The sequence below is a fragment of the Thalassobius sp. MITS945101 genome (assembly GCF_047123305.1).
In the GTDB taxonomy this organism is placed as follows: Bacteria; Pseudomonadota; Alphaproteobacteria; order Rhodobacterales; family Rhodobacteraceae; genus Thalassobius.
In genome coordinates this window covers 2900317-2922199 of the sequence record NZ_CP138918.1, presented here as the reverse complement: position 1 = coordinate 2922199, position 21883 = coordinate 2900317, and the positions used below count along the sequence as shown (strand labels likewise).

The following is a 21883-nucleotide window of genomic DNA, read 5'->3' as shown; positions in this document are numbered from 1 at the left end:
ATTAGAATGGGCGGCCCGCAGAGCCGCCCTTTTTGTTGTTGCACTTTTCAAAGCTAAACATCAGACCTGCACGCCCATTCCGCGCAACACGGCATGGGCCGCTCGCAGACCGGGACGCTGGCCGCCACGGCCAAGACGCTGCATGGTCAGCTCCATCGCCTCCTGCTGCCCACGGGCTCCGCCCAGAACCTTCACCACAGCGGGAGCAATCTTCTCAGGCAGGCAGTTCTTGCCGATGAACTCGGGCACCGTGCGGGTTTCCGACACCAGATTGACCAAAGTCACCGTGTCCACCTTCAACATCCGTGAAATCAGGATCCGGCTGAGCCAGTTCATGTCATAGGCAATCACCATCGGCGTGCCTGCTGCCGCCAATTCCAACGACACAGTGCCAGACGCCGCCAGCGCCGCATCTGCAGCTGCAAAGGCCGCGGCTTTTTCCAGCTTATAGACCTCAGGTTCCATCCCGCGCGGATCCAGGATCACCGGTTTGACCGGCCAGTCCGCAACAGCCTCGCGCACCAGATCGGTCACATTGCCAGTAGTTGGGATCACCAGTTTCAGGTCGGGTTCGGCCTGCACAATCTCTTGCAGGGCAGCGCCAAACACCGGGGTCAAACGGCTGACCTCCCCGCGCCGCGAGCCGGGCAACACCAGCAGCGTCTTATTCTGACCCAGCTTGTGTTTTGCACGAAACAACGTGGCTTCCACATTGCTGGCCTGCGGCTCGGAAACCACGGGATGGCCAACGAAGTTACACTCCATCCCCGCCGCCTCCATCAAGGGCGGCTCAAACGGCAGCAGCGCCAGCACGTGGTCGATGACCTTCGCCATTTTGGTCGCCCGCCCTTCGCGCCAGGCCCAGACCGAAGGCGCGACGTAGTGTACCGTGCGAATATCTGAAGCAGCTTTGACCAGTTTGGCGACCCGCAGGCAAAAGTCCGGACTGTCGATCGAGATCATCACATCCGGCTTGGCCTGCAGTGCGGTCTCGGCGGTTTCTGCGATCCGGCGTTTCAGCTGGCGGTATTTCGGCAGCACCTCTGCCAGACCCATCACCGACAGCTCATCCATCGGAAACAGGCTCTCCATGCCCTGCGCCTGCATCAGAGGGCCGCCAACGCCAAGGAATTCCACATCATCGTCCAAGAGATCCGACAGCCCCTCCATCAGCGCCGCGCCCAAACGGTCGCCCGAGGCCTCTCCGGCAATGAGGAAGATGCGCATCATGACTGCGCCTCAAACACTTGTCCCAGAAGGAAAAGTCCCGCCTCATCAAATGCGGCAAGGGTGTTTGCGCGGTCCAGCACCATCACATGGTCCGCCTGCACCACAACGCCCGCCAGCCCAGCCGCCTTGGCCTGCGCAACTGTGTCCGGCCCAATCGCCGGCATATCCACCCGCAGATCCTGACCCGCTTTCGCTGCTTTGACAAAGACACCTTTCTGGCCACGGCGCAGATGCGGCGCTGTGCGGGCAACGGTGTCGAGCATAAATTCCGTGCCTTGCAGGGTCTCAACCCCCAAAACCAGCCCACCTGCCACCACACATCCCTGCCCCACATCATGTGGCGACAACGCGGCCAGCAGCGCGGCCCCACGGGCCGCATCACTCAGGTCTTGATCCGAAGGCATTGGACCGGCCAATTGGCCAGCTTCAACCGTCAGACCTGTCAGCAATTCGTGGGCGCCCAGGACCGCAAAGCCCTGCTCTTCGATGATGGCAATCACCAGCCGCAGCAGCGCATCATCGCCGCCCTGCATGGCCGCCATCAGACGCGGCGCCAGCGAGATCATCAGCGGATCCATCGCCGCAGGGTCCAGCGGCGGGCGGCTCATGGAGCCGGCCATCACAATGCGTGTCACACCCTGTGCCTTCAGCGCCTCGAACATCTCCCCCAACCGTTCAAACCGGTGGGTCTCGACCGTTTCGGTCAACTGGTGTGCGACACCTTCGAAGGTCACGCGCAAGGCATCAGGATGGGCCGCCACCAGCTCAACCGGCAGCGCGCCATCACCTGCAAGGATCGCAAGACGTCCGCTCATGGCGTCAGCGCGGGGTCAGGAAGGACCGGTCAGAGGCACCGGTCACAAAGTCTACGATCTGGCGCACGTAGTCGCTGTCGGTCTCGTCGCCCAAGCCCCGCACACGTTCCTGAAAGGTGCCTTGGCCATCGGCCATGACCTTCAACGCTGCCCGCAACGCCGAGATATCAGCGCGCGGCACGCCGCGCCGCTTCAGCCCGACAAGGTTGAGCCCGTCCAGTTCCCCACGGGAGGCCTGCACCAGACCATGTGGGATTACATCAGCAGTGACCATCGACAGCGCGCCAATAATAGCCCCCTGCCCGATCCGCACCCATTGGTGAATGCCCGACAGGCCGCCGATGATCACGTCATCTTCCATCTGCACATGGCCCGCAATGGCCACCTGATTAACCACAATCACCCGATCGCCAATGATCGCATCATGGGCCACGTGGCAGCCCGCCATGAACAGACCATCGTCGCCCACTTTGGTCAGCCCGCCGCCACCTTCTGTGCCTGCGTTCATGGTGACGTGTTCGCGGATCCGGTTGCGTTTGCCGACCTCAAGACGGGTGTTTTCGCCTTTGAACTTAAGGTCCTGAGGAATCTCGCCAATAACTGAGAAAGGGAAGATCACCGTTTCTTCACCGATCACCGTATTGCCGGTCACAACCACGTGGCTCTTTAGCTCCACCTGGTCATGCAGCACCACATCCTTGCCGATGATACAGAACGGTCCGACCTTGCAGCCTTCCCCGATCACCGCGCCATCTTCGATGATGGCAGAGGGGTGAATGTCAGCAGCCATAGCCGGTTACCCTTCGTTCGCGCTGAGATCCATCATCGCGGTGAACTCGCATTCACAGGCCAGTTCGCCGTCCACCGTGGCGACGCCAGAGAATTTCCAGACCTTGCCGCCGGGCTTGCCACGGGTGGTGGTCACGTTCAGCTCCAACACATCACCGGGCACAACCATGCGCCGGAATTTGGATTTCTCGATGGCCATGAAATAAACCAGCATGTTCTTGTCAGCCATATCGAGCGCTGTGCCCACCATCACGGCGGCAGTCTGCGCCATCGCTTCGATGATGGTCACGCCGGGCATGATCGGCTTGCCGGGGAAATGGCCCTGGAAATGCGGCTCGTTCATGGTGACGTTTTTGATGCCCTTGCCGGACTGGTAGCCTTTGATGTCGACAACCTTGTCCACCAGCAGGAATGGATAGCGATGCGGAATAATCCGCTGAATGAGGTCGATATCCGCCGACAGAAGCTGCTCGGTCATGGTATTTCCTTTCTGGCAGAGGTCTTGTCTTTCCCGTTCCCTAACAACTCCCCCTTCTCGGGGCAAGCGCGGGCTGGGCACATTACATTACAGGGCGTTACGGGTCGCGGTCCTCGGCGGTCGTTCCCGTCTCGGAGGGGGCCACGGTGATCGGCACCAGGCCGTCGCCGATCTCCTGATCCAGACGGTCGATCACCGTCTGAGTCACGTCAATTGCGCCCGCCGACATGAAGATGCTGCGGCTTTCGACAATCACTGCGGCACCGGCACTGGCCATCACGTTTTCCAACACAGGCGTTGCTGTCGAAAAGAATACTCGTCGGGCATTTTCGCGGCGTTGGGTCAGCACCCGGAGCTTGGCGTTCTGCTCGCTTCGGATCTGTTCCACCTTGGTGTCGAAGGCGTCTGCCAAGGCACGAAACGCCTCGGGCGTCATCCCGGGGCGCTGCTCGGTAAGCAGGCGCTCTTCTTCTTGCAGGTCCGCTTCGATGGCGCGGTTCTCTGCTTCCAGCGCACGGCCAGAAGCTTCGAAATCAGCCAGCACCCGCAGACCAAAAGCCGATCCATTAAACAACCGATCGGAATCAATTGTCAGGATTGGGCTGCGCAGGACCTGTGTGTCCTGCGCCACCGCCCAGGGGGCAGCCCCACAGAGAAGGGCCGCCAAAGCGGCGGCCCGGAAGGATTTCAAAGCGAGAAACCGCATTAGAAGTCTGTTTGAATGGTCAGGTTGAAGGACTGATCCTCATCAAACGCCTCTTTCTGCAGGGTCTTGGACCAGTTGAACCGCAGCGGGCCAATCGGGGTGGTCCACAGTAGCGAAACACCCACCACCTGGCGTGGGGTAAAGTCGGTGTAATAGACAGTCCCCGTTGCCGCAGCCGCGTTGCTCAGCCCCCAGACCGAACCCACGTCGTAGAACACACCGCCGGTGATGCCGTATTCCTCTGGCAGGCCCAGCGGGAATTCCGCTTCAAAGCGGGCAACCGCGTATTTGTCGCCGCCCAAGGCATCATTGTTAGTGCCATCGATCTCTCGCGGACCAACGCCATCCGGCTGGAAGCCGCGGATAAGGCCGCCACCGATGTTGAAACGGTCCACCGAACGGCTGTTGCCTTTGGAATAGCTCAACGCCCCCGCTTCCAAGGTGGCCCGCAAAGTGATCTCATCGCTGAACACTTTGGTCTGCGCCGAAGCTTTCGCCGTGGTCCGGATAAACTGACTGCTGCTGCTCCCCGCAAACTCTTGACCAAAGGAGAACCGATAACCACGATCCTGTTCCAATTCGCCCACACGACTGTCGTAGCTAAGCCGATAACCAACACCGAGGTTCACATCCGTCGCCTGCGCAATTTCGGAGGTCACAATACCACCGTTGGTCACTGAGGCGTTGGCCAGCATTTCGGTGTTTTCCGCAATACCGAAAACCGAGAGGTTCGATTTCGGCGACAGCGCAAAGCCCAACCCGGGGCGGAAACGATAGGATTTGGTATCGTAGTTGGCGTTGTCGGTGTTGCTTTCCGAGTAACCCATATCCAGGGTGAACGCCAGATTGCGCCCCAACAACGCAGGCTCGGTGAACTTGAGGCTATAAACCTTCGACCCTTCGGTGCCCGAAAGGTTGAGGTCGACCTGCTGGCCGCGACCGAGGAAATTGCGTTCCTTCAGGCCAATCACCAGACCCAGGCCCGAGTTGGTTGAATAGGTGCCGCCAAAGCTCAGGCTGCCGGTGGGTTGTTCAGTGACATCCACATCCACAATCACACGATCCGGCGCGCTGCCTTCACGGGCTTGAACATCGGCATTGCCAAAGAACCCAAGCGCCCGGATCCGTTCCGCTGTTTCGCGGATCTCACGCGGGTTGAAGGGGTCACCTTCGGCCACTTTGAACTGGCGTCGGATCACCTGATCCAGCGTGGTGGTGTTGCCCTCGATGTCAATCCGCTCGACAAACACACGCGGACCGCGGGTCAGCACAAATTCAACATCCAGCGAAAGGTCACGATCGTTGCGGCTGATGCGTGGCTCCACCCGCAGGAAGTCGATGCCCTGACGGTTGCCCAGCCCTTCCAAGCGAGAAATTGCGGATTCCACTGCGGACGGTGAATAGGTCTGGCCCGTTCGCAGCTTCAACTCGGCAAGAAACTCATCGGAATCGGCTTCTTGGAGTTCGGAAACAACTGTCACCTCACCCACGGTGAACTGCTGACCTTCATGCACATTGAACGTCACGAAGTAGGCGTCGCGTTCCCGCGCCAGCTCCGCATTCACGCCCATGACCCGGAAATCGACATAGCCGCGCGACATGTAGAAATCACTCAGCACCTGTTTGTCGAACTCGATCCGGTCTTCCACCAGCGTGTCGCGACGCACAAAACGGCGCAGCAACCCGGCCTGTTTGGTGCCCAGAACGCGGCGCAGTCGGCGGTCGGGATAGACAGAGTTGCCAACGAAGCTGATGCGCTCAATCTCGGTCACGTCGCCTTCGAAAACTTCAAAGACCAGATCCACTCGGTTGTCGCTGCGTCGGATGATCTTGGGCGAGACCCTCGAGGCCAGACGCCCTGCTTGGCTATAAGCCTCTGCAATCACCTCAGCGTCCCGTTCGGCCACTTCTGGATTAAAGACCAGACGCGGCTTGCTTTCCAGCAGGGCTTCCAGCTCTTCGTCTTTCAGACGACGGTTGCCCTCAATCCGGACGCGGTTCACGGTCGGGTATTCTTTCACCTCGATGACAAGGGTGCCGCCGCGCGGAATGATCTCCACCGACTCGAACAGGCCGCTTGCGATGATTCGCTGATAAGCTGCATTCAGCTCGCCCGCAGTCAGGCTCTGACCGCGGCCAATCCCGGCATAGGTCAGGATGGTGCCAGCTTCGATCCGCTGGTTGCCCTCAATCGTCACCGAATTAAAGCGGTAGCTCTGCGCCTCAGCCATATCAGGCAGGGCGGTCAGCGCTGTTGTGGCAGACAACAGCATCGCAACACCAAGGCCGCGCAATTTCAAATTAAACTCGGCAGCAGAAACGCGCCGACCCCCCAGAAAGTTGGTCATTTAATTAACCCAGTCAGACATCCCATTGCCAAACTGAGTACCGAGATTGCGGGGCATTGTCAAAACCGCAAACACCCGCGCGGCAAGACCGGCGGATGACTGCTGTAATCGGGTCTCGATTTGAAAATCAGGCGCGTCAGAGCGTGCCAAACACCGTCGCGGCTGTCAGGGCTGCGAAAATCGCCGAGATCATCAACAGGCGGTCCCAGTTTAGCAGAAACAGCAGGCTCAGGCCGCGATATCCTTGTTGTAAGGTTTGCATGGTGTCCCTCCGAGCGTTTTCGATGTAGTGACATTCTGCCAGCAGGGATAGGGGCGAAATGAGGCAAAAAAGGGGCCGCAACGGGCCCCTTTTCAGGTTTTGGTTAAACTGTCAGCGGCCCTTAGGGGCAGAACAGATCATTGGTCAGCGCAAAGACCGTCAGGCTGAGGATCACGGTCAGACCGGCGGTCATCAGGATCCGCAGCGCCCGTTCACTGGGTTTGCGACGGGTCACCGCCTCATAGGCGTAGAAAGTCAGATGGCCGCCATCCAGCACCGGAATCGGGAACAGGTTCAACAGGCCCACGGCGGTGGACAGGATGCCAACGAAGTAGATGAAGTTCTCAAGGCCCTGCCGTGCCATGGCGCCGCTGACCTGAGCAATCCCCAAAGGACCCGACATGTTGCAGGAGCTGATGGTGCCAGACACCATGTGGTACAGCCCCGAAATCGAGCCCGTGATGATGTTCCAGGTCATGTCCACACCTGCTGACAAAGCGGGCAGCGGTGGCAGGGTTTCGGTGCCCGGCTGGAACAACATGCCGCCGACAATGCCGATCCGCCAGTTGGTTTCAAACCCGCCGTCCGCCTGCGGCTCATCCACGCGCTTGGGGGTCAGGGTGAACTTCAGCTTTTCGCCGTCACGCCAGACATCCAGCGCCAGCGATTTGCCCCCTGCCTCCATCACAGCTTTGCGCAGCTGCGAAAAGGCGAGGATTTCCATGCCATCCACATGGGTGATCACGTCGCCGCGCAGCAGACCACTTTCATATGCGGCAGATTGCGGCGCCAGCTGAGTGACCACAACCGGCATCGGATGTGCGGTTGCCACCACCATCTCTGCCCCGTCGCGGAGCAGGCGGTATTCCACATTGGATTCGATCGGCAGCGCGGTCAGCAGATCGTCAAAGGTCGCCTCATCGCCGCGGGTCGGCACATCAATGCCGCCGATCGACAGGATCTGATCGCCCGGCTGCAGCGCCACCTCATAGGGCAGCTCATTCACCTTACCAACTTCCAGCGGTTCTTTGGCGGCCCCGTTCACCATTGTGATGGCGGCGAAGATCAGGATCGACAGGATAAAGTTAAACACCGGCCCGGCGGAAACAGTTGCCGCCCGCGCCCACAGCGGCGCGCCAGCCATCGTGTTGCGACCGGCTTGAACCTCACCCTCGGATCCTACAGAGGCGGCATTGGCATCACCCACAAATTTCACATAGCCGCCAAACGGCAGCGCCGCCAGTTGCCAGCGGGTGCCGCGTTTGTCCATGCGCGACCAGACCACCGGACCAAAGCCAAGCGAGAAGACCTCGGCCTCGATACCGGACCAGCGGCCGACGATGTAGTGACCGTATTCATGCACAGCGACGATGATCGACAAGGCCACCACAAATGCGATGAAAGTTGTTAAAGACCCGCCCACTGCGGAAAAGATGGTTAGTGCGTCCAAGGGGTTACCTCTTGTCTTTTGCCCGATGCGCCCGGTTTAGGCGACCAGAGTATCGGCCTGCTGCCGTGCCAGTTGGTCGATTTCGGCGACATTATCAAGGGTGATCGCTCCTGACATATCACAGTTCTGTGCGGAGAGCCCGTCCAGCGCGTCTTCCACAATTCGTGCCATGTCGAGGAATCCCACCCGTCCGGCAATAAAATGATCCAGCGCGCGTTCTTTGGCAGCGTTGAACGCCGCCCCAAATAGCCCGCCCTTCTCCATCACCTCATAGGCCAGCCGCAGCGCCGGGTAGCGTTGCAGATCTGGATCGCGGAAGCTCAGCTGACCGATTTTGGCCAGATCCAACCGTTCCACCGGCAGCGCCTTGCGGTCGGGCCAATGCAGCGCGTAGCCGATGGCATGGCGCATGTCCGGCGCACCGACATGGGCCATCAGCGCCCCGTCGTTGAAGCCGACCAGCGCGTGCACCATCGATTCCGGATGCACCAGCACCTCAATTTGGTCAGGACGGACACCAAAAAACTCTTTGACCTCAATCACCTCCAGCGCCTTGTTGAACATCGACGCGCTGTCAATCGTGATCCGCTGTCCCATATTCCAATTCGGGTGCGAGGAGGCCTCGGCCAGGCTTGCCGTCGCCAGCTTTTCCATCGGCCAGTCACGGAACGCGCCACCAGAGGCGGTGATAATGATCCGTTCTACTGCGGCGATATCTTCGCCGACGAGGCCCTGAAAGATCGCAGAATGTTCGCTGTCGACCGGCAGGACGCGGGCGTTATTTTTGCGCGCGGTTTCCATCAGCAGAGGACCGGCAGCCACTAGCGACTCTTTGTTGGCCAGGGCCAGCGTGGCGCCCTGTTCCAGCGCGATCAGCCCAGGCTCCAGCCCAGCCGCGCCCACAATTGCGGACATCACCCAATCCGCAGGCCGCGCCGCCGCCTCCAGCAAAGCCGTCTTGCCCGCCGCCGCCTCAATGCCGGAACCATCCAGCGCCTCGCGCAGATCCGGCAGCATTTCAGGGAAGGCCGTCACGGCCACCTCGGCCTGCAAATCCTGTGCGTCACGGGCCAGCTGCACAATGTTGCGGCCGCCGCTTAGGGCAACCACATCATAGTTTTCACGGTCGCGGGCAATCAGATCAATGGTGTTTTGACCAATCGATCCGGTCGCCCCGAAAATTGAGACTCGTTTCATCTAACCTCCGGCAGGAAGGCCAGAAACTGGCCCGCAATGAGCACCAAGAGGAGCGCCCCAAGAAACCCGTCAAACCGGTCCAGAAAACCGCCATGTCCGGGGATCAGGTTGGAGCTGTCCTTCACACCGTATTTACGCTTGATCGCGCTTTCGGCAATATCTCCCATCTGCGCGGCAAAGGCGGTGATGACAGAAATCAGGATCAGGCTTTCGTCCGCGCGGCTGTTTTCAAAGAACCAGTAGCCAACAAAGGCAGCACCGATCCAACCGGCAACGGTGCCGGACCAGGTCTTTTTCGGGCTCACCTTTGGCCAGAACTTCGGTCCGCCCAGCAGACGACCCGCAAAGTAGCCAGCAACGTCGCTCATCACCACAACGGCGGCCAGCCAGCCGATCCAGAACAGCCCTGCCCCGCCACGCAACGCCAGCGCGCTGTAACAAGCCAGCAGGATCAGCGCCATGTAGGCAGACCAGATCAAACGCCCCTGTTTGAAAGACGACAGTCCTACGATGATCGGTGCAATCAGCACCGGCAGACGCGCATCTGGTGGCAGGAAGACAACCCCAAAGGTCACAGCCCCGCCCAACAGGCCCAGCCAGATCGGGCTGCCGGTCTCTTTCGGGCCCAGCATCCGCGCCAGTTCCCAGACCATCAGGCCCGCCACCACCGACACCAGAAGGTGGAACGCCAGCCCTCCGGCCCAGATCGCCCCGCCGCCAACCAGCAGCATCACAACAGCCGACAGGATCCGCGGCTGCAGGTCCGTCCATTTGGATTTCACGCTCATGTCTTCACAGCACCAAACCGCCGGTCACGGGCGCCATAGTTCTGCACCAGACCAGCAAAAATCTCGGCCGTGAAATCGGGCCAGAGCGTTTCGATAAATTCATATTCCGCATAGGCCGACTGCCACAGCAGGAAGTTCGAGATCCGCGCCTCGCCACTGGTGCGGATCACCAGATCGGGATCCGGCAGCACATGGGTGTCGAGGTATTTCGGCAGGGTCTCTTCATCCACGCTTTCGGGATCCAGTTTGCCCGAGGCCACATCCTGCGCCAGACGTTTGGTGGCCCGCGCCACCTCATCACGGCCGCCGTAGTTCAACGCGATCGTCAGATGCACGCGGTCATTGCCCGAGGTGTACTCTTCTAGCTCGTCCATCATATCGACCAGCTTGCGGTCCAACCGCACCCTGTCACCGATAAATCGGACCCGCACCCCTTCGTCATGGAGCGCTTTGGCCTCTTTCTTGATGTAGCGCCGGAACAGGCTCATCAAACCCGCCACCTCGACCTGGGTGCGTTTCCAGTTCTCTGTCGAAAAAGCGAAAATCGTTACATATTTCACACCGAGGTCCGGGCAGGCCTCGACAATTTCGCGCACGCGCCGGGCACCGGCATGGTGCCCGAACAACCGTGGGCGCCCCCGCGACTGCGCCCACCGCCCGTTGCCATCCATGATGATGGCCACATGGCGCGGGCCGCGCGGAGTGTCTGGATCCTTTGGCATCAGCTCTGGACCGCTCAGACCTGCATAATCTCGGCTTGCTTGGTCTCAAGCGCTTTGTCGACATTGCCGATGAACTTGTTGGTCAGGTCCTGCACCTCGGTCTCCCAGAGTTTCTGGTCATCCTCGGACATGCCGTCGTTCTTGGCTTTCTTGATCTGGTCCATCCCGTCACGACGCACATTGCGCACCGACACGCGGGCGCTTTCGGCGTATTGCGCGGCCACCCGGCCCAGTTCGCGGCGGCGTTCTTCGTTCAGCTCGGGGATCGGCAGCATAATGATGGTGCCGTTGAGTTGTGGGTTGATGCCCAGACCCGAGTTGCGGATCGCCTTTTCAACCGCGCCCACCATGGATTTGTCCCAGACATTCACAGTGACCATACGCGGCTCCGGCACGTTCACCGTGCCCACCTGGTTGATCGGGGTTTTCTGACCGTAGGCTTCCACCATCACCGGCTCCAGCATCGAGGCCGAAGCCCGCCCGGTCCGTAGCGACGCAAATTCGGTCTTGAGGTTGGACATGGCGCCTTCCATGCGGCGTTCCAAGTCATCGGTGTCGATCATAAAATCATCGGACATGTTCTTTTCCTTCGTTGGTCTTGCTGCTCGCCCTCTTTACGGGGCAGCACTGGCTGCTTGGCGCCAGAGTAGCCTTAACTATGGACGGTTGTATAGGTGCCTTTGCCGGCCAGAATGCCTTTGAACCCGCCCGGTTCATCCAGCGGGAAGACAATCAGCGGCAGGTTGTTGTCTCGCGCTAGCGCAATCGCCGAGGCATCCATCACCTTCAGATGTTTGGCCAGCACCTCGTCATAGGTGATGTCTTCATAACGCACGGCGTCGGCGTTGGTTGCGGGGTCTTTGTCATAGATCCCGTCCACACCGTTCTTGCCCATGAAGATCGCCTCACAGGCCATTTCATTGGCCCGCAGGGTCGCGGCCGTGTCGGTGGTGAAATAGGGGTTGCCGGTGCCGGCAGCAAAGATGCAGACCCTCTTTTTCTCAAGGTGGCGCACAGCGCGGCGGCGAATGTAGGGTTCACAAACCTCATCCATGCGAATGGCCGAGATCACACGGGTGAACACCCCGATGCCTTCCAGGGCACTCTGCATGGCCAGCGCGTTCATGACGGTGGCCAGCATGCCCATATAATCCGCGGTGGTCCGTTCCATCCCCTGCGCCGCACCAGACAGGCCACGGAAAATATTGCCACCGCCGATGACCATACAGATCTCGACCCCCAGATCATGCACCGTCTTTACTTCCTGCGCGATCCGCTCAACGGTGGGCGGATGCAGCCCCATCCCCTGATCCCCCATCAACGCCTCACCGCTGATTTTCAGCATGACGCGATTGAACTTGGTATCATTCTCGATGGTGACGGGAGAGGAGGTGTCGGCGGCCATGAAGGGCTCCATCTGGCTAGGACTCAAAATTTCGCGCAAAATGTCGGAAAACGTCCTCGGGTTCAATGCAATATCAGACCGCCGGGGGATTTGCGCGCATTGCGGTCAGAATTGCAGGGTTTTGCCGCCCTGCCTAGCCTTCCTTCCGCGCTGGATTGCGGTTAAGGGCTAATTCATGGAGCTGCTGTCTAAAATTTCTCCCGAACAACCGGTCCTGATCGCAGGCCCCACGGCCTCAGGTAAATCCGCGCTGGCGCTTGAAATCGCGCAACAACAGGGCGGTGTGGTGATCAATGCCGATGCCATTCAGGTCTTTGCCAACTGGCGGGTGCTGACCGCCCGTCCGTCACCGGAAGATGAGGCGCTGGCGGAGCATCTGCTTTACGGCCATATCGCAGGGGATGCCGCCTATTCCGTCGGCCACTGGCTGCGCGAGGTGGCGCCATTGCTGCAGGGCAAGCGCCCGATTATCACCGGAGGCACCGGCCTCTATTTCACCGCCCTTACCCAAGGCCTTGCCGAAATTCCGGCAACGCCCCCTGAGGTACGTGCATTGGCAGACCAGCGTCTGGCGGCAGAAGGCCGCGCGGCTTTGCTGGCGGAACTGGATGAGCAAAGCCGTCAGAGGATCGACCCGGTGAACCCGATGCGGGTGCAGCGCGCCTGGGAGGTGCTGCACAGCACCGGCAAAGGCATCGCCGCCTGGCAGGACGATACGCCGCCCCCTCTTTTGCCGCTTCAAACCTGTTTTCCCATTGTCTTTGACGTCGACAAAGACTGGCTCAACACCCGCATTGCCCGGCGGTTTGACCTGATGCTGCAACAGGGCGCCCTGGCCGAGGCCGAGGCCAATCTGCCAGATTGGGACCCCAGCCAGCTGTCCGCCAAAGCCATCGGCGCACCCGAGCTGATCGCCCATCTGCAAGGTGACCTGACGCTGGACGAGGCCCGCGAAGCCGCCACCATCGCCACCCGCCAATTTGCTAAACGCCAGCGCACCTGGTTCCGCTCAAAAATGAAAGACTGGCACGGTTTCGCGCCTTAACGGCTTTCAACGGTCCACAAATACTCAAATTCCTCCGCCGCCAAGCACAGCACACTGGCGGGCATACAAAACCCTTTACTTCTTCTACCGCCCTGCCAAGGTACCGGCAGGGAGAGAATGGCACCGACGTGAGACCTGAGGGATTTAGCACGACCGGCATTTACCTGCGCCCCCTGGCGCAGTTTGAACGGGGTGAGGCCTGGCGCCTGGCCACGCTGCATGACCGTCCCGATTATCTGATGGTCTGGATCACCAAAGGTCAGGGGCGGGCACTGCTGTCGGGCATCCGCCTTGGTATTGGCGCCCACACGGCTTTGTTGATCCCGCCCGAAACGCTGTTTTCACTGGACCTGATGCGCGGCGCGGGGGCTTTGGTGCTGACCATGCCCGCTGCCTTGGCGCAAACCCTGACCATGCCTCACCGTCCTCATGTCTTGCGACTGCGTGATGTGCAGACCCAGGCCGAAGTGACCCACAGGCTGGAGGCGATCCACCGCGAGGCCTCGGCAACGGATGATTTTGCCAGCGACGCGGTTGCGGCCCATGCCGCCCTGCTTTCGGTCACCCTGCGCCGGTTTCTGGCCGAGCTGCCCGAAACAAAAGGCCGCCCCGGCGCACACCGTCTGTCCGAGGCCTTCTGCTCCCTGGTGGCGCGGCATTACCAATCCTCAAACACGATGGCGGATTACGCCAAGATGCTGGGGGTAACCGGCACCCATCTGACACGCAGCTGCAAAGAAGCCTGCGGCATGACGGCGGCCGATATGCTGGCCGCGCGCAGTCTTTATGCGGCGCGGGACATGATCGAGCAAACCGACCTGTCGCTGAAAGACATTGCTGAGCAGCTGAGCTTTGGCTCACCTGCCTATTTCTCGCGGTTTATTCTGAAACACACAGGAAAATCGCCCTCAACCCTACGCAAATCGGCGCGCAACAGACCGTTGATGGCGGTCTAAGCCTAGCGGATGTTGGCGATCTGCACCGGCGCGGGCGACACGCCCTGCCCCATCATCTGAACCGCCCCAAGGCTGGCCAGTCCCAGCACCAGACACATCGCTGCACCGGCCCGCCGGTTGTTGCGCCGCATCAAGGCCAGCTCATCCGCCGCTTCCGGTAGGTCCTGATCCGCCGTTACCGCTTGCCTCAAGTAGCTTTCCGCCCAACGGGTCGCTTCGGTTTGCGCGGCAGAGAGCGGTGCGGAAGGGCTGACCGGGGTCAAATGCCCCAACAAAACCGTCCCCAAAATCTGGCCCGTCAGCGGCATCAGACAAACCTCGGGGATGGTGAAGGCGGCATCCTTCATCTGGTCCCAGCCACGAAAACGGGCTTCCTGCGTTTGTTGCACCAGCGCGATTTTCAACAGTTTCGACTGCCGTGCCGAAACCCCTAAAGGGCCGCGCAGATAGGTGCCTGCCTCAACCCGCTTGGCAAGGCGGCGCAGCAAGACCAGACGGTCGGGTCCGCCCAAAACCACATTGTTGATCGCAGCCTGTTTGCCCAAGTAAACATCCGGCCGGAACAGCACCCAGAACAGGCGGATGGCGTTGGCCAGTTCCAGCGGCTGTTCCACCAGCCAGTGCAACAGCGGCGCAGCGGGTCCACGCAAATCACCTTCGCTGGCTGCAATTAGATGACCAATCACAGCACTTCTCTGCGCCTCATCCTGGGCCTCAACCAAACGCACCAAAGCCGCCGCGCCCGAGTCGGGGTAGCTGGCAAGATGCCGGTAAATCTCTGGAATCACAGGGGGAAGCGGCTCAAAACGCAACATGGGTACTCCGGGCACTTGGTAAACAACAGTTTCACCCTAGCGGCCGAATGCGGCGAAATTTGGGAAAAGTCTAATCTTCCAACAGATGTTCGTAGCGTTGATCCGTGAGCGTTTTCATAAAGGCCACCAGCGCGTCGATGCGTTCGTCTTCCAGCGCCGGCCCATGGGTCAACAGATCAACCGAAAGCGTTGTCGCCACCTCGGGGGCGGCCCATGTTTGGCCGGTTTCCGGGTTGATCTGACGCTTTGCGGATTTGGAGTTATACTTGTTATAAAAAAGCACAACGGTGCGCAGATCCGCAAAGACCCCGTTGTGCATATAGGGCCCCGTCACCGCGACATTGCGCAGGGTGGGCACCTTGAACTTGCCCTTCTGTTTCGGGTCCGTGACCAGCGGGTTCGCCAGCAGGCCCAAATCCACATGATCGGACCCGACACCATTTTCCTGTCGCGCCGCCACATTCACCGGGGTGCCGATGTTGTGATATTCGTAATTGCTCAAGGTCTCCGCCGGGTCGATGGCGGATTTCGACAGCTGGTGACACTGGTTACAATTGGTGAACTGCTGCGAAAAGAACAGAATGCGGCCCAGATCTTCTTCGCGGGTCAGCTCGACCTCTCCACGCAAGAACCGGTCGTATTTGCTGTCAAAAGGCGCAAAAGTGTCGGTGGCCTCAAAGGCGGCGATGGCTTCGGCCAGGGCGTCATAGGCGGCGTCCGGATCAGTCAGAACATCGGTCCCAAACAGCGCCGGAAACGCTGCAACGTAGCCAGGGTTTTCCTGCAGCCGCGCCAGAACCGCAGCTTTGTCCGGCATCCCCATCTCGATTGGGTTCAGCGGCGGCCCCCCCGCCTGCTTCGCAAGATCTGCGGCACGGCCGTCCCAGAACTGCCCGCCAACAAAGGCCCCATCTTCACGTTGGTGAAAGGTGGGGGAAAAGCGGGCGTAGGCGGCTGTGGGCGCGCTGCGGTCGCCAAGGCTTTCGCCGTCATCGCCCAGCGACACTGCCCCGTCCACCGCGCGACGGGGATCTGCGAAACCGACATCAGGGTCATGGCAGGAAGCGCAGGATTGGCTGCGGTTCAGCGAAAGGTTTTCATCAAAGAACAGTGCTTCGCCAAGTGCGGCTTTGGTGTCAAAGGCGGCGGCACCGGTGGTGGTGACAACGCTGAACAGTCCGGCAAAAACAAAACACTTCATGGCGACGCCCCTCTCAATCGTGCCGTGGACATAGCTGCGCCCGGACGGCAGGACCGTGACCTAGATCAATTTTCTGACTATTTCTATCAGAAAACACCAAGGTTGTGGGGGTGTCAGCTGCCCAGGATGATCTTCACGTAGTTCTGGGTTTCTTTATAGGGTGGGATGCCGCCGTATTTTTGCACCGCTGCGGGACCTGCATTGTAGGCCGCCAGCGCCAAACGCCAGGACCCGAATGCACGGTATTGTTCCGCCAGATAGCGGGCGCCACCCTCCAAGTTTTCGTAAGGGTCATGCGGATCGACCCCGAGCACCTTTGCGGTTTCCGGCATCAGCTGCGCCAGACCCAACGCACCTTTGGGCGAAACGGCCTTGGCGTTAAAGCCGCTTTCCTGCTGCACCAGTTTCAAAAACAGATCTTCGGGCACGTTGTGACGCTGCGCCGCCGAGCGCGCCATATCCAGGTAAGGCCCGTCATATTTGCCGCTGTAGCCTGCGCTGTCCCATTTCGTCGGGGTATGGAAGCTGGGCGGCTTCAAGCGCACCGAGTTGTTGTACTGGCTGGCCGCACGGGTATCGAGCAGATTGGTCTGCGATTTGAACAGCTTCACCCGGCTTTTCGAGCCGACGGTTTCTGCCAGAACAGGTGTCATCGCCGCCGCGCTGAGCGTGGCCGCCACAATTGCCGTAACCAAAGTATTCCGGTGCCGCATTCTGCTGCCCCTCAAATTTCCTTTGGCCGAATATAGGCACCCTTGTGGATAAATCCAGCATTGCGGCGCCCGCCCCGTGCGAAATGGCAGGAAACCGCGCGACACCCCTTGTTTTATGCGTCTTCCAACCCGTATCTGGTCGAAGAAAATTCGACTTTTAAGAAATCTTTACCTTTCCTTCAGGGCATGGTGTAACCATGAGCCAAATTCGAGTCAGAGGGAGACAATCATGGCCGGATCAGTGAACAAGGTTATTCTGGTAGGCAACCTGGGCCGTGACCCCGAAGTGCGCAGTTTCCAGAACGGCGGCAAAGTGTGCAACCTGCGCATCGCCACGTCGGAAACCTGGAAAGACCGCAACACCGGTGAACGCCGTGAACGCACCGAATGGCATTCGGTTGCCATCTTCTCGGAAGGTCTGGTGCGGGTGGCGGAACAATATCTGCGCAAAGGTTCCAAAATTTATCTGGAAGGCAAGCTGCAGACCCGCAAATGGCAGGACCAGAGCGGTCAGGACCGTTACTCAACCGAAGTGGTGCTGCAGGGCTTTGACGCAACGCTGGTGATGCTGGACGGCCGTGGCGAAGGCGGCGGTGGCCAGGGTGGCTACGGCGGCGGCGATCAGGGCGGCTACGGTGGTGGTGGCTACGATCAGGGCGGCTACGGCGGCGGCAACCAAGGTGGCGGTCAGGGCGGCGGTCAGCAAAGCACCCCGTCGCGCGATTTGGACGACGAAATCCCGTTCTAAATCTGTCATCTACGATATAATGGAAACGAAAAGGCCGCCCATGGGGCGGCCTTTGTTTTTTAGGGCGATCCTTTGGATCAGAAGTTGAGTGTCGCCATCAGCTTGACCGAACGGCCCGGCTCGTAAAGCGGCACAACAACAGCAAATTCCTGACCATAGGTGCCGCGCGCGGCATAGGTTTCGTCAAACAGGTTGTTGATCTCAGCCCGTACGGTCAGGTTTTCCATCTTGCGCGGTTTGTATTCGGCAAAGACGTTTACAACCTCATAGCCCGCGATCGGCTGATCGGCACCGCCGGCCCCTGCATCGGACGCCGCAGACTCTTCCAGAGCGATCTGCGCATCCGCGCCAACCGTCAGGCCCAGATCCTGAAACTTGTGGCCAATCTCAACCGAGACCGTCTGCCCGAGTGGCATGGTCATTTAGTTGCCGGTGTAGGAATCCGCCGGGGCGCCGTTCAGTTCGGTTGTGACATCGGCGTAAGCGACATTCACAAAGCCCACACCCCAGTCATAGCCAACGCCTAACTCGTAGCCGTCTGACACCAGATCCGAGGTCAGCGCAGAGCCGCCGCTCCAGCTGGGAGCACGGGCATTGTCGATGGCGGTGCGGAACTTCTTACCTTTGAAGGTGAAGCCGTTTGTTTCGTACTCCGCCGCCAGATAGTGGTTTTCCGAGGTGACCGCTTCGACACCACCAGCATAGGTCCAGGCCGGGTTCAGCAGGAAGCTTTCGGCCAGAGCCGCCCCGCCCCAAACGCTGGAATAGCCGGCGCTGACAGTCAGGTTGTTTCCCAGCATGATTTCACCCGAAATATTCGACGACACGCCGCTGTCCTCAAACACCGAGCCATCAACGCCGGTGAATTTCTGGTGGTCCGCCCGCAGACCCGCCGAAAGCGTCAGGTAGTCGGTCGGCTCCAGATTGGCCTGCACAAAGGCGCCGACGTTGCTGGCCTTTTCCTTGCTGGCATAGGCCACACCCATGTCGGTATAGGCCAGATCGGTGCTGTCTTGATAAAAATCCACCCCAGCGACGATATCGCCCAGCGACAGTTCGAAGGTGTTCTCGGCCTTACCGTTGAAGCTCTGGGTGTGGCCGTCACTGGTAGCCCCGGGATCGCCGGTGCTGAGATCGGTGGAGCTGAAGGCCAGCACAAACTCGGGGTTCCACATCGGGCCACGCGCGTCCTGATAGGACAGCACAATGTTCTGACGGTCAAAATCATAGATCTGCGTTGGCGGCACCGGACGACCAACCAGCACCCCGCCCATGTTGGCGCGGAACGGGCGGGCGTTGTCATCGATCAGACGTTCATAGGAGAGCTCAAAACGGCCCGCATCAGCGGTTTCAAAGGCAAATTTGGCCAGACCACTCCAGAGATTGACGCCAGAGCCAACGACCTCATTGTCAGACCCGTCTTTGAATTCATTCCCGCCTGCGTATTTCAGGTAGCCGAGGTATTCAAAGCCACCCTGACGGCCGTAGATCGCGTTCCCGGTAGTGACGGTACCACCGTTGGAGTTGAACTCCAGCGCGGTGAAGCCGCCGAAATCGTCGCCTACTTCCAACAGATCCGCCACGTCTTTGGTTTCAAACGCTAGCGCACCGCCAAGGGCACCGGGGCCTTGATCGGCTGAGGCCACACCGGGGGCCACCTTGACCGCTTTCAGCAGGGCCGGGTCAATGATATTGGTGGCGGCGTGGTGGAACACTTTGTTGTTCTGACGCGAACCGTCGATGGTCACAACAAGGTTGGTTTCTTCCACCCCATTAACGTAGATTTTCTGCGACGTCGGGATCGAGCTGCCCACAGCCACGGTGGGTTCGCCCTTGAAGACGTCCTGCAGATCGGTGGGTTTGGTCCGGGCGAGATCGTCGCCGGTGACGTCCACGTCGTTAAGCTCGGTCCCGAGCTCGTAGGTTCCAATGTAGATGGTATTCAGCTCGATCACGTCTTCGGCCCAAACGGCAGAAGCAACGGAGCTGAGGGCGGCACAAAGCAATGCGCCACGAACAGAGCGGTTCATAAGACACCTCGGAGGGTTGCATATTATCGGGATTTTGGTGGCTGACCGGCATATCTCAGCTGGGTCTGGCGTCCTGCGTCTGCCTGACCAGATTCGCGGCATAACAACAATACGGCCCTGACATGCAAATGCATGTTATCGCAAAATGTCGCAAATCTATCACAAGTTTCGCAGGCCCTTAGAAATTAGGATATACTCGCCCAAACACCCCGAAACGCCCCCCTGCCCGTATATATCCCAAAGAAACGCTGCAAATGCAGCAAACCCCCTAGCCTTTTGCCCCAATCCGGTATAGCGGAGCGGCGAACAATCAAGGACAGCCTTATGGATCTGCGCAACATCGCCATCATCGCCCACGTTGACCACGGCAAAACCACCCTGGTGGATGAGCTGCTGAAGCAGTCGGGCGCCTTCCGTGAAAACCAAGCTGTGGCCGAACGCGCCATGGACAGCAACGATCTGGAACGCGAGCGTGGCATCACCATTTTCGCCAAGCCGACCAGCGTTGAGTGGAAAGACACCCGGATCAACATCGTTGACACCCCCGGCCACGCCGACTTCGGCGGTGAGGTTGAGCGTATCCTGTCGATGGTGGACGGTGTGGTTCTGCTGGTCGATGCCGCCGAAGGCCCGATGCCGCAGACCAAGTTTGTGACCTCCAAGGCGCTGGCCCTGGGTCTGCGCCCAATCGTCGTTCTGAACAAGGTCGACAAGCCCGACGCAGAACCTGATCGCGCGCTGGATGAAGTGTTTGACCTGTTCTCCTCGCTTGATGCAAACGAAGACCAGCTGGACTTCCCGCATATGTACGCCTCGGGCCGGTCCGGCTGGGCCGATCACGAACTGGACGGCCCGCGCAAAGATCTGCACGCGCTGTTTGACCTAATCGTCAACCACGTGCCGGAACCCAAGCAGGTGAAGCAGCAGGGCGATGACTTCCGTATGCTGGCCACCACGCTGGGCTCGGACCCGTTCATGGGCCGTACGCTGACCGGCCGCGTTGAATCCGGCAAGATCGCCGTTGGTGCCACCGTGCAGGCCATCAGCCGCATCGGCCAGAAGATCGAGCAGTTCCGCGTCACCAAAATCCAGGCCTTCCGTGGCCTGCAGAACGCCGACATCGACGAAGCCATCGCTGGCGACATTGTGACCCTGGCGGGCATGTCGAAGGCCACCGTGGCAGACACCATCTGTGCCCTCGCCGTAGAAGATGCGCTGGACGCTCAGCCGATCGATCCGCCGACCATCACTGTGACCTTCGGCATCAACGACAGCCCGCTGGCCGGTCGTGACGGCAAGAAGGTGCAGTCGCGCGTGATCCGTGACCGTCTCTACAAAGAGGCCGAGTCCAACGTGGCGATCAAAATCGAAGACACCCCCGGTGGCGAGGCCTTTGAGGTTTCCGGCCGTGGCGAACTGCAGATGGGTGTTCTGATTGAAAACATGCGCCGCGAAGGCTTCGAACTGTCGATCTCGCGTCCGCAGGTGATCATGAAGGAAGAAGACGGCAAGCGCATCGAGCCGGTCGAGGAAGTCACCATCGACGTGGATGACGAATACTCTGGCGCGGTGATCGAAAAGCTGACCGGCACCCGTAAGGGCGAACTGGCCGAAATGCGTCAGAACGCCGGCAAAACCCGCATCATCGCGCACGTGCCGTCGCGCGGCCTGATCGGCTATCACGGTGAATTCCTGACCGACACCCGCGGCACCGGGGTTCTGAACCGTGTGTTCCACGGCTGGACCGCCCACAAAGGCGCTATCCCGGGCCGTCGCGCAGGTGTTCTGATCTCGATGGAAGACGGCGAGGCCGTGGCCTACGCGCTGTGGAACCTGGAAGATCGCGGTCGCATGATGATCGGGGCACAGGCAAAGGTTTATCAGGGCATGGTGATCGGCGAACACAGCCGTGAAAACGATCTGGAAGTGAACCCGCTGAAAGGCAAGAAACTGACCAACGTCCGGGCCTCCGGCACCGACGAAGCGGTCCGTTTGACCACCCCGATCACCCTGTCGCTGGAAGAGGCCATTGCCTACATCAACGACGACGAGCTGGTGGAAGTGACCCCCAACTCGATCCGTCTGCGCAAACGCTACCTGGACCCGCACGAACGCAAGCGGATGGCCAAAGCCAACCAGTAAGTGGTTGCCTGAACGCACAAAAAAGCCCGGTGAGAGCGATCTC

22 protein-coding genes are annotated in these 21883 nt (G+C 59.9%); 4 read left to right on the top strand and 18 right to left on the bottom strand.

Features of this window, described 5'->3' with window-relative positions:
• Positions 1–60: 60 nt before the first annotated feature.
• The 13 genes from lpxB to pyrH form a co-directional block, all read right to left on the bottom strand.
• On the bottom strand, positions 61–1227 hold the full coding sequence (gene lpxB, locus SIC14_RS14530) for a lipid-A-disaccharide synthase (protein ID WP_412562637.1): 1167 nt from the start codon (positions 1225–1227) through the stop codon (positions 61–63).
• A complete protein-coding gene (locus SIC14_RS14525) occupies positions 1227–2045 on the bottom strand; it encodes an LpxI family protein (RefSeq protein WP_412562636.1) in 819 nt (272 codons plus the stop codon). The genes lpxB and SIC14_RS14525 overlap by 1 nt, the downstream gene beginning before the upstream one ends.
• A gap of 4 nt (positions 2046–2049) precedes the next feature.
• A complete protein-coding gene (gene lpxA / locus SIC14_RS14520; RefSeq protein WP_412562635.1) occupies positions 2050–2835 on the bottom strand; it encodes an acyl-ACP--UDP-N-acetylglucosamine O-acyltransferase in 786 nt (261 codons plus the stop codon).
• A 6-nt stretch (positions 2836–2841) separates the two neighbouring features.
• Positions 2842–3312, bottom strand: a complete 471-nt coding sequence (gene fabZ / locus SIC14_RS14515) for a 3-hydroxyacyl-ACP dehydratase FabZ (protein WP_412562634.1) — start codon at positions 3310–3312, stop codon at positions 2842–2844.
• Positions 3313–3409: 97 nt separating this feature from the next.
• Complete coding sequence (locus SIC14_RS14510; RefSeq protein ID WP_412562633.1) at positions 3410–4018, bottom strand: OmpH family outer membrane protein; 609 nt, start codon at positions 4016–4018, stop codon at positions 3410–3412.
• Complete coding sequence (gene bamA / locus SIC14_RS14505) at positions 4018–6366, bottom strand: outer membrane protein assembly factor BamA (protein ID WP_412562632.1); 2349 nt, start codon at positions 6364–6366, stop codon at positions 4018–4020. The genes SIC14_RS14510 and bamA overlap by 1 nt, the downstream gene beginning before the upstream one ends.
• Positions 6367–6502: 136 nt before the next feature.
• On the bottom strand, positions 6503–6628 hold the full coding sequence (locus tag SIC14_RS14500) for a hypothetical protein (protein WP_412562631.1): 126 nt from the start codon (positions 6626–6628) through the stop codon (positions 6503–6505).
• 121 nt (positions 6629–6749) lie between these two features.
• Positions 6750–8078, bottom strand: a complete 1329-nt coding sequence (gene rseP, locus SIC14_RS14495; RefSeq protein ID WP_412562630.1) for an RIP metalloprotease RseP — start codon at positions 8076–8078, stop codon at positions 6750–6752.
• 36 nt (positions 8079–8114) lie between these two features.
• A complete protein-coding gene (gene dxr / locus SIC14_RS14490) occupies positions 8115–9275 on the bottom strand; it encodes a 1-deoxy-D-xylulose-5-phosphate reductoisomerase (RefSeq protein ID WP_412562629.1) in 1161 nt (386 codons plus the stop codon).
• Entirely contained in the window at positions 9272–10063 is a 792-nt protein-coding gene (locus SIC14_RS14485) for a phosphatidate cytidylyltransferase (RefSeq protein WP_412562628.1), read from the bottom strand. Before SIC14_RS14485 ends, dxr begins: the two co-directional genes overlap by 4 nt.
• Positions 10060–10785: a polyprenyl diphosphate synthase gene (uppS, locus tag SIC14_RS14480; protein ID WP_412562627.1), complete on the bottom strand. Its 726-nt coding sequence runs from the start codon at positions 10783–10785 to the stop codon at positions 10060–10062. The genes SIC14_RS14485 and uppS overlap by 4 nt, the downstream gene beginning before the upstream one ends.
• A 14-nt stretch (positions 10786–10799) precedes the next feature.
• Positions 10800–11363, bottom strand: a complete 564-nt coding sequence (gene frr / locus SIC14_RS14475) for a ribosome recycling factor (RefSeq protein ID WP_412562626.1) — start codon at positions 11361–11363, stop codon at positions 10800–10802.
• 74 nt (positions 11364–11437) lie between these two features.
• On the bottom strand, positions 11438–12190 hold the full coding sequence (pyrH, locus tag SIC14_RS14470) for a UMP kinase (RefSeq protein WP_412562625.1): 753 nt from the start codon (positions 12188–12190) through the stop codon (positions 11438–11440).
• Between the two features lie 175 nt (positions 12191–12365).
• Here pyrH and miaA point away from each other — a divergent pair, with 175 nt between their 5' ends.
• Positions 12366–13235, top strand: a complete 870-nt coding sequence (gene miaA / locus SIC14_RS14465) for a tRNA (adenosine(37)-N6)-dimethylallyltransferase MiaA (protein ID WP_412562624.1) — start codon at positions 12366–12368, stop codon at positions 13233–13235.
• Positions 13236–13363: 128 nt separating this feature from the next.
• Complete coding sequence (locus SIC14_RS14460; protein WP_412562623.1) at positions 13364–14191, top strand: helix-turn-helix domain-containing protein; 828 nt, start codon at positions 13364–13366, stop codon at positions 14189–14191.
• A 2-nt stretch (positions 14192–14193) separates the two neighbouring features.
• Here SIC14_RS14460 and SIC14_RS14455 read toward each other — a convergent pair whose 3' ends face one another.
• The 3 genes from SIC14_RS14455 to SIC14_RS14445 all read right to left on the bottom strand — a co-directional run bounded on the left by SIC14_RS14455 (position 14194) and on the right by SIC14_RS14445 (position 16920).
• Positions 14194–15006, bottom strand: a complete 813-nt coding sequence (locus SIC14_RS14455) for a hypothetical protein (RefSeq protein ID WP_412562622.1) — start codon at positions 15004–15006, stop codon at positions 14194–14196.
• Between the two features lie 70 nt (positions 15007–15076).
• Complete coding sequence (locus SIC14_RS14450) at positions 15077–16207, bottom strand: cytochrome-c peroxidase (RefSeq protein ID WP_412562621.1); 1131 nt, start codon at positions 16205–16207, stop codon at positions 15077–15079.
• Positions 16208–16320: 113 nt separating this feature from the next.
• The gene (locus SIC14_RS14445; RefSeq protein ID WP_412562620.1) at positions 16321–16920 is read right to left on the bottom strand and encodes a lytic transglycosylase domain-containing protein; all 600 of its coding nucleotides are present in this window, start codon (positions 16918–16920) and stop codon (positions 16321–16323) included.
• Positions 16921–17149: 229 nt separating this feature from the next.
• Here SIC14_RS14445 and ssb point away from each other — a divergent pair, with 229 nt between their 5' ends.
• Complete coding sequence (ssb, locus tag SIC14_RS14440) at positions 17150–17668, top strand: single-stranded DNA-binding protein (protein ID WP_412562619.1); 519 nt, start codon at positions 17150–17152, stop codon at positions 17666–17668.
• 77 nt (positions 17669–17745) lie between these two features.
• Here the strand turns inward: ssb and SIC14_RS14435 are convergent, their stop codons facing one another.
• Both SIC14_RS14435 and SIC14_RS14430 read right to left on the bottom strand, forming a co-directional pair.
• The gene (locus SIC14_RS14435) at positions 17746–18090 is read right to left on the bottom strand and encodes a hypothetical protein (protein ID WP_412562618.1); all 345 of its coding nucleotides are present in this window, start codon (positions 18088–18090) and stop codon (positions 17746–17748) included.
• Positions 18091–19698 carry a TonB-dependent receptor domain-containing protein gene (locus tag SIC14_RS14430; RefSeq protein WP_412562617.1) on the bottom strand — a complete coding sequence of 536 codons (1608 nt, stop codon included), beginning with the start codon at positions 19696–19698 and terminating at the stop codon, positions 18091–18093.
• Between the two features lie 324 nt (positions 19699–20022).
• Between SIC14_RS14430 and typA the strand changes: the two genes are divergently transcribed.
• Positions 20023–21840 carry a translational GTPase TypA gene (gene typA / locus SIC14_RS14425; protein ID WP_412562616.1) on the top strand — a complete coding sequence of 606 codons (1818 nt, stop codon included), beginning with the start codon at positions 20023–20025 and terminating at the stop codon, positions 21838–21840.
• Positions 21841–21883 lie beyond the last annotated feature (43 nt).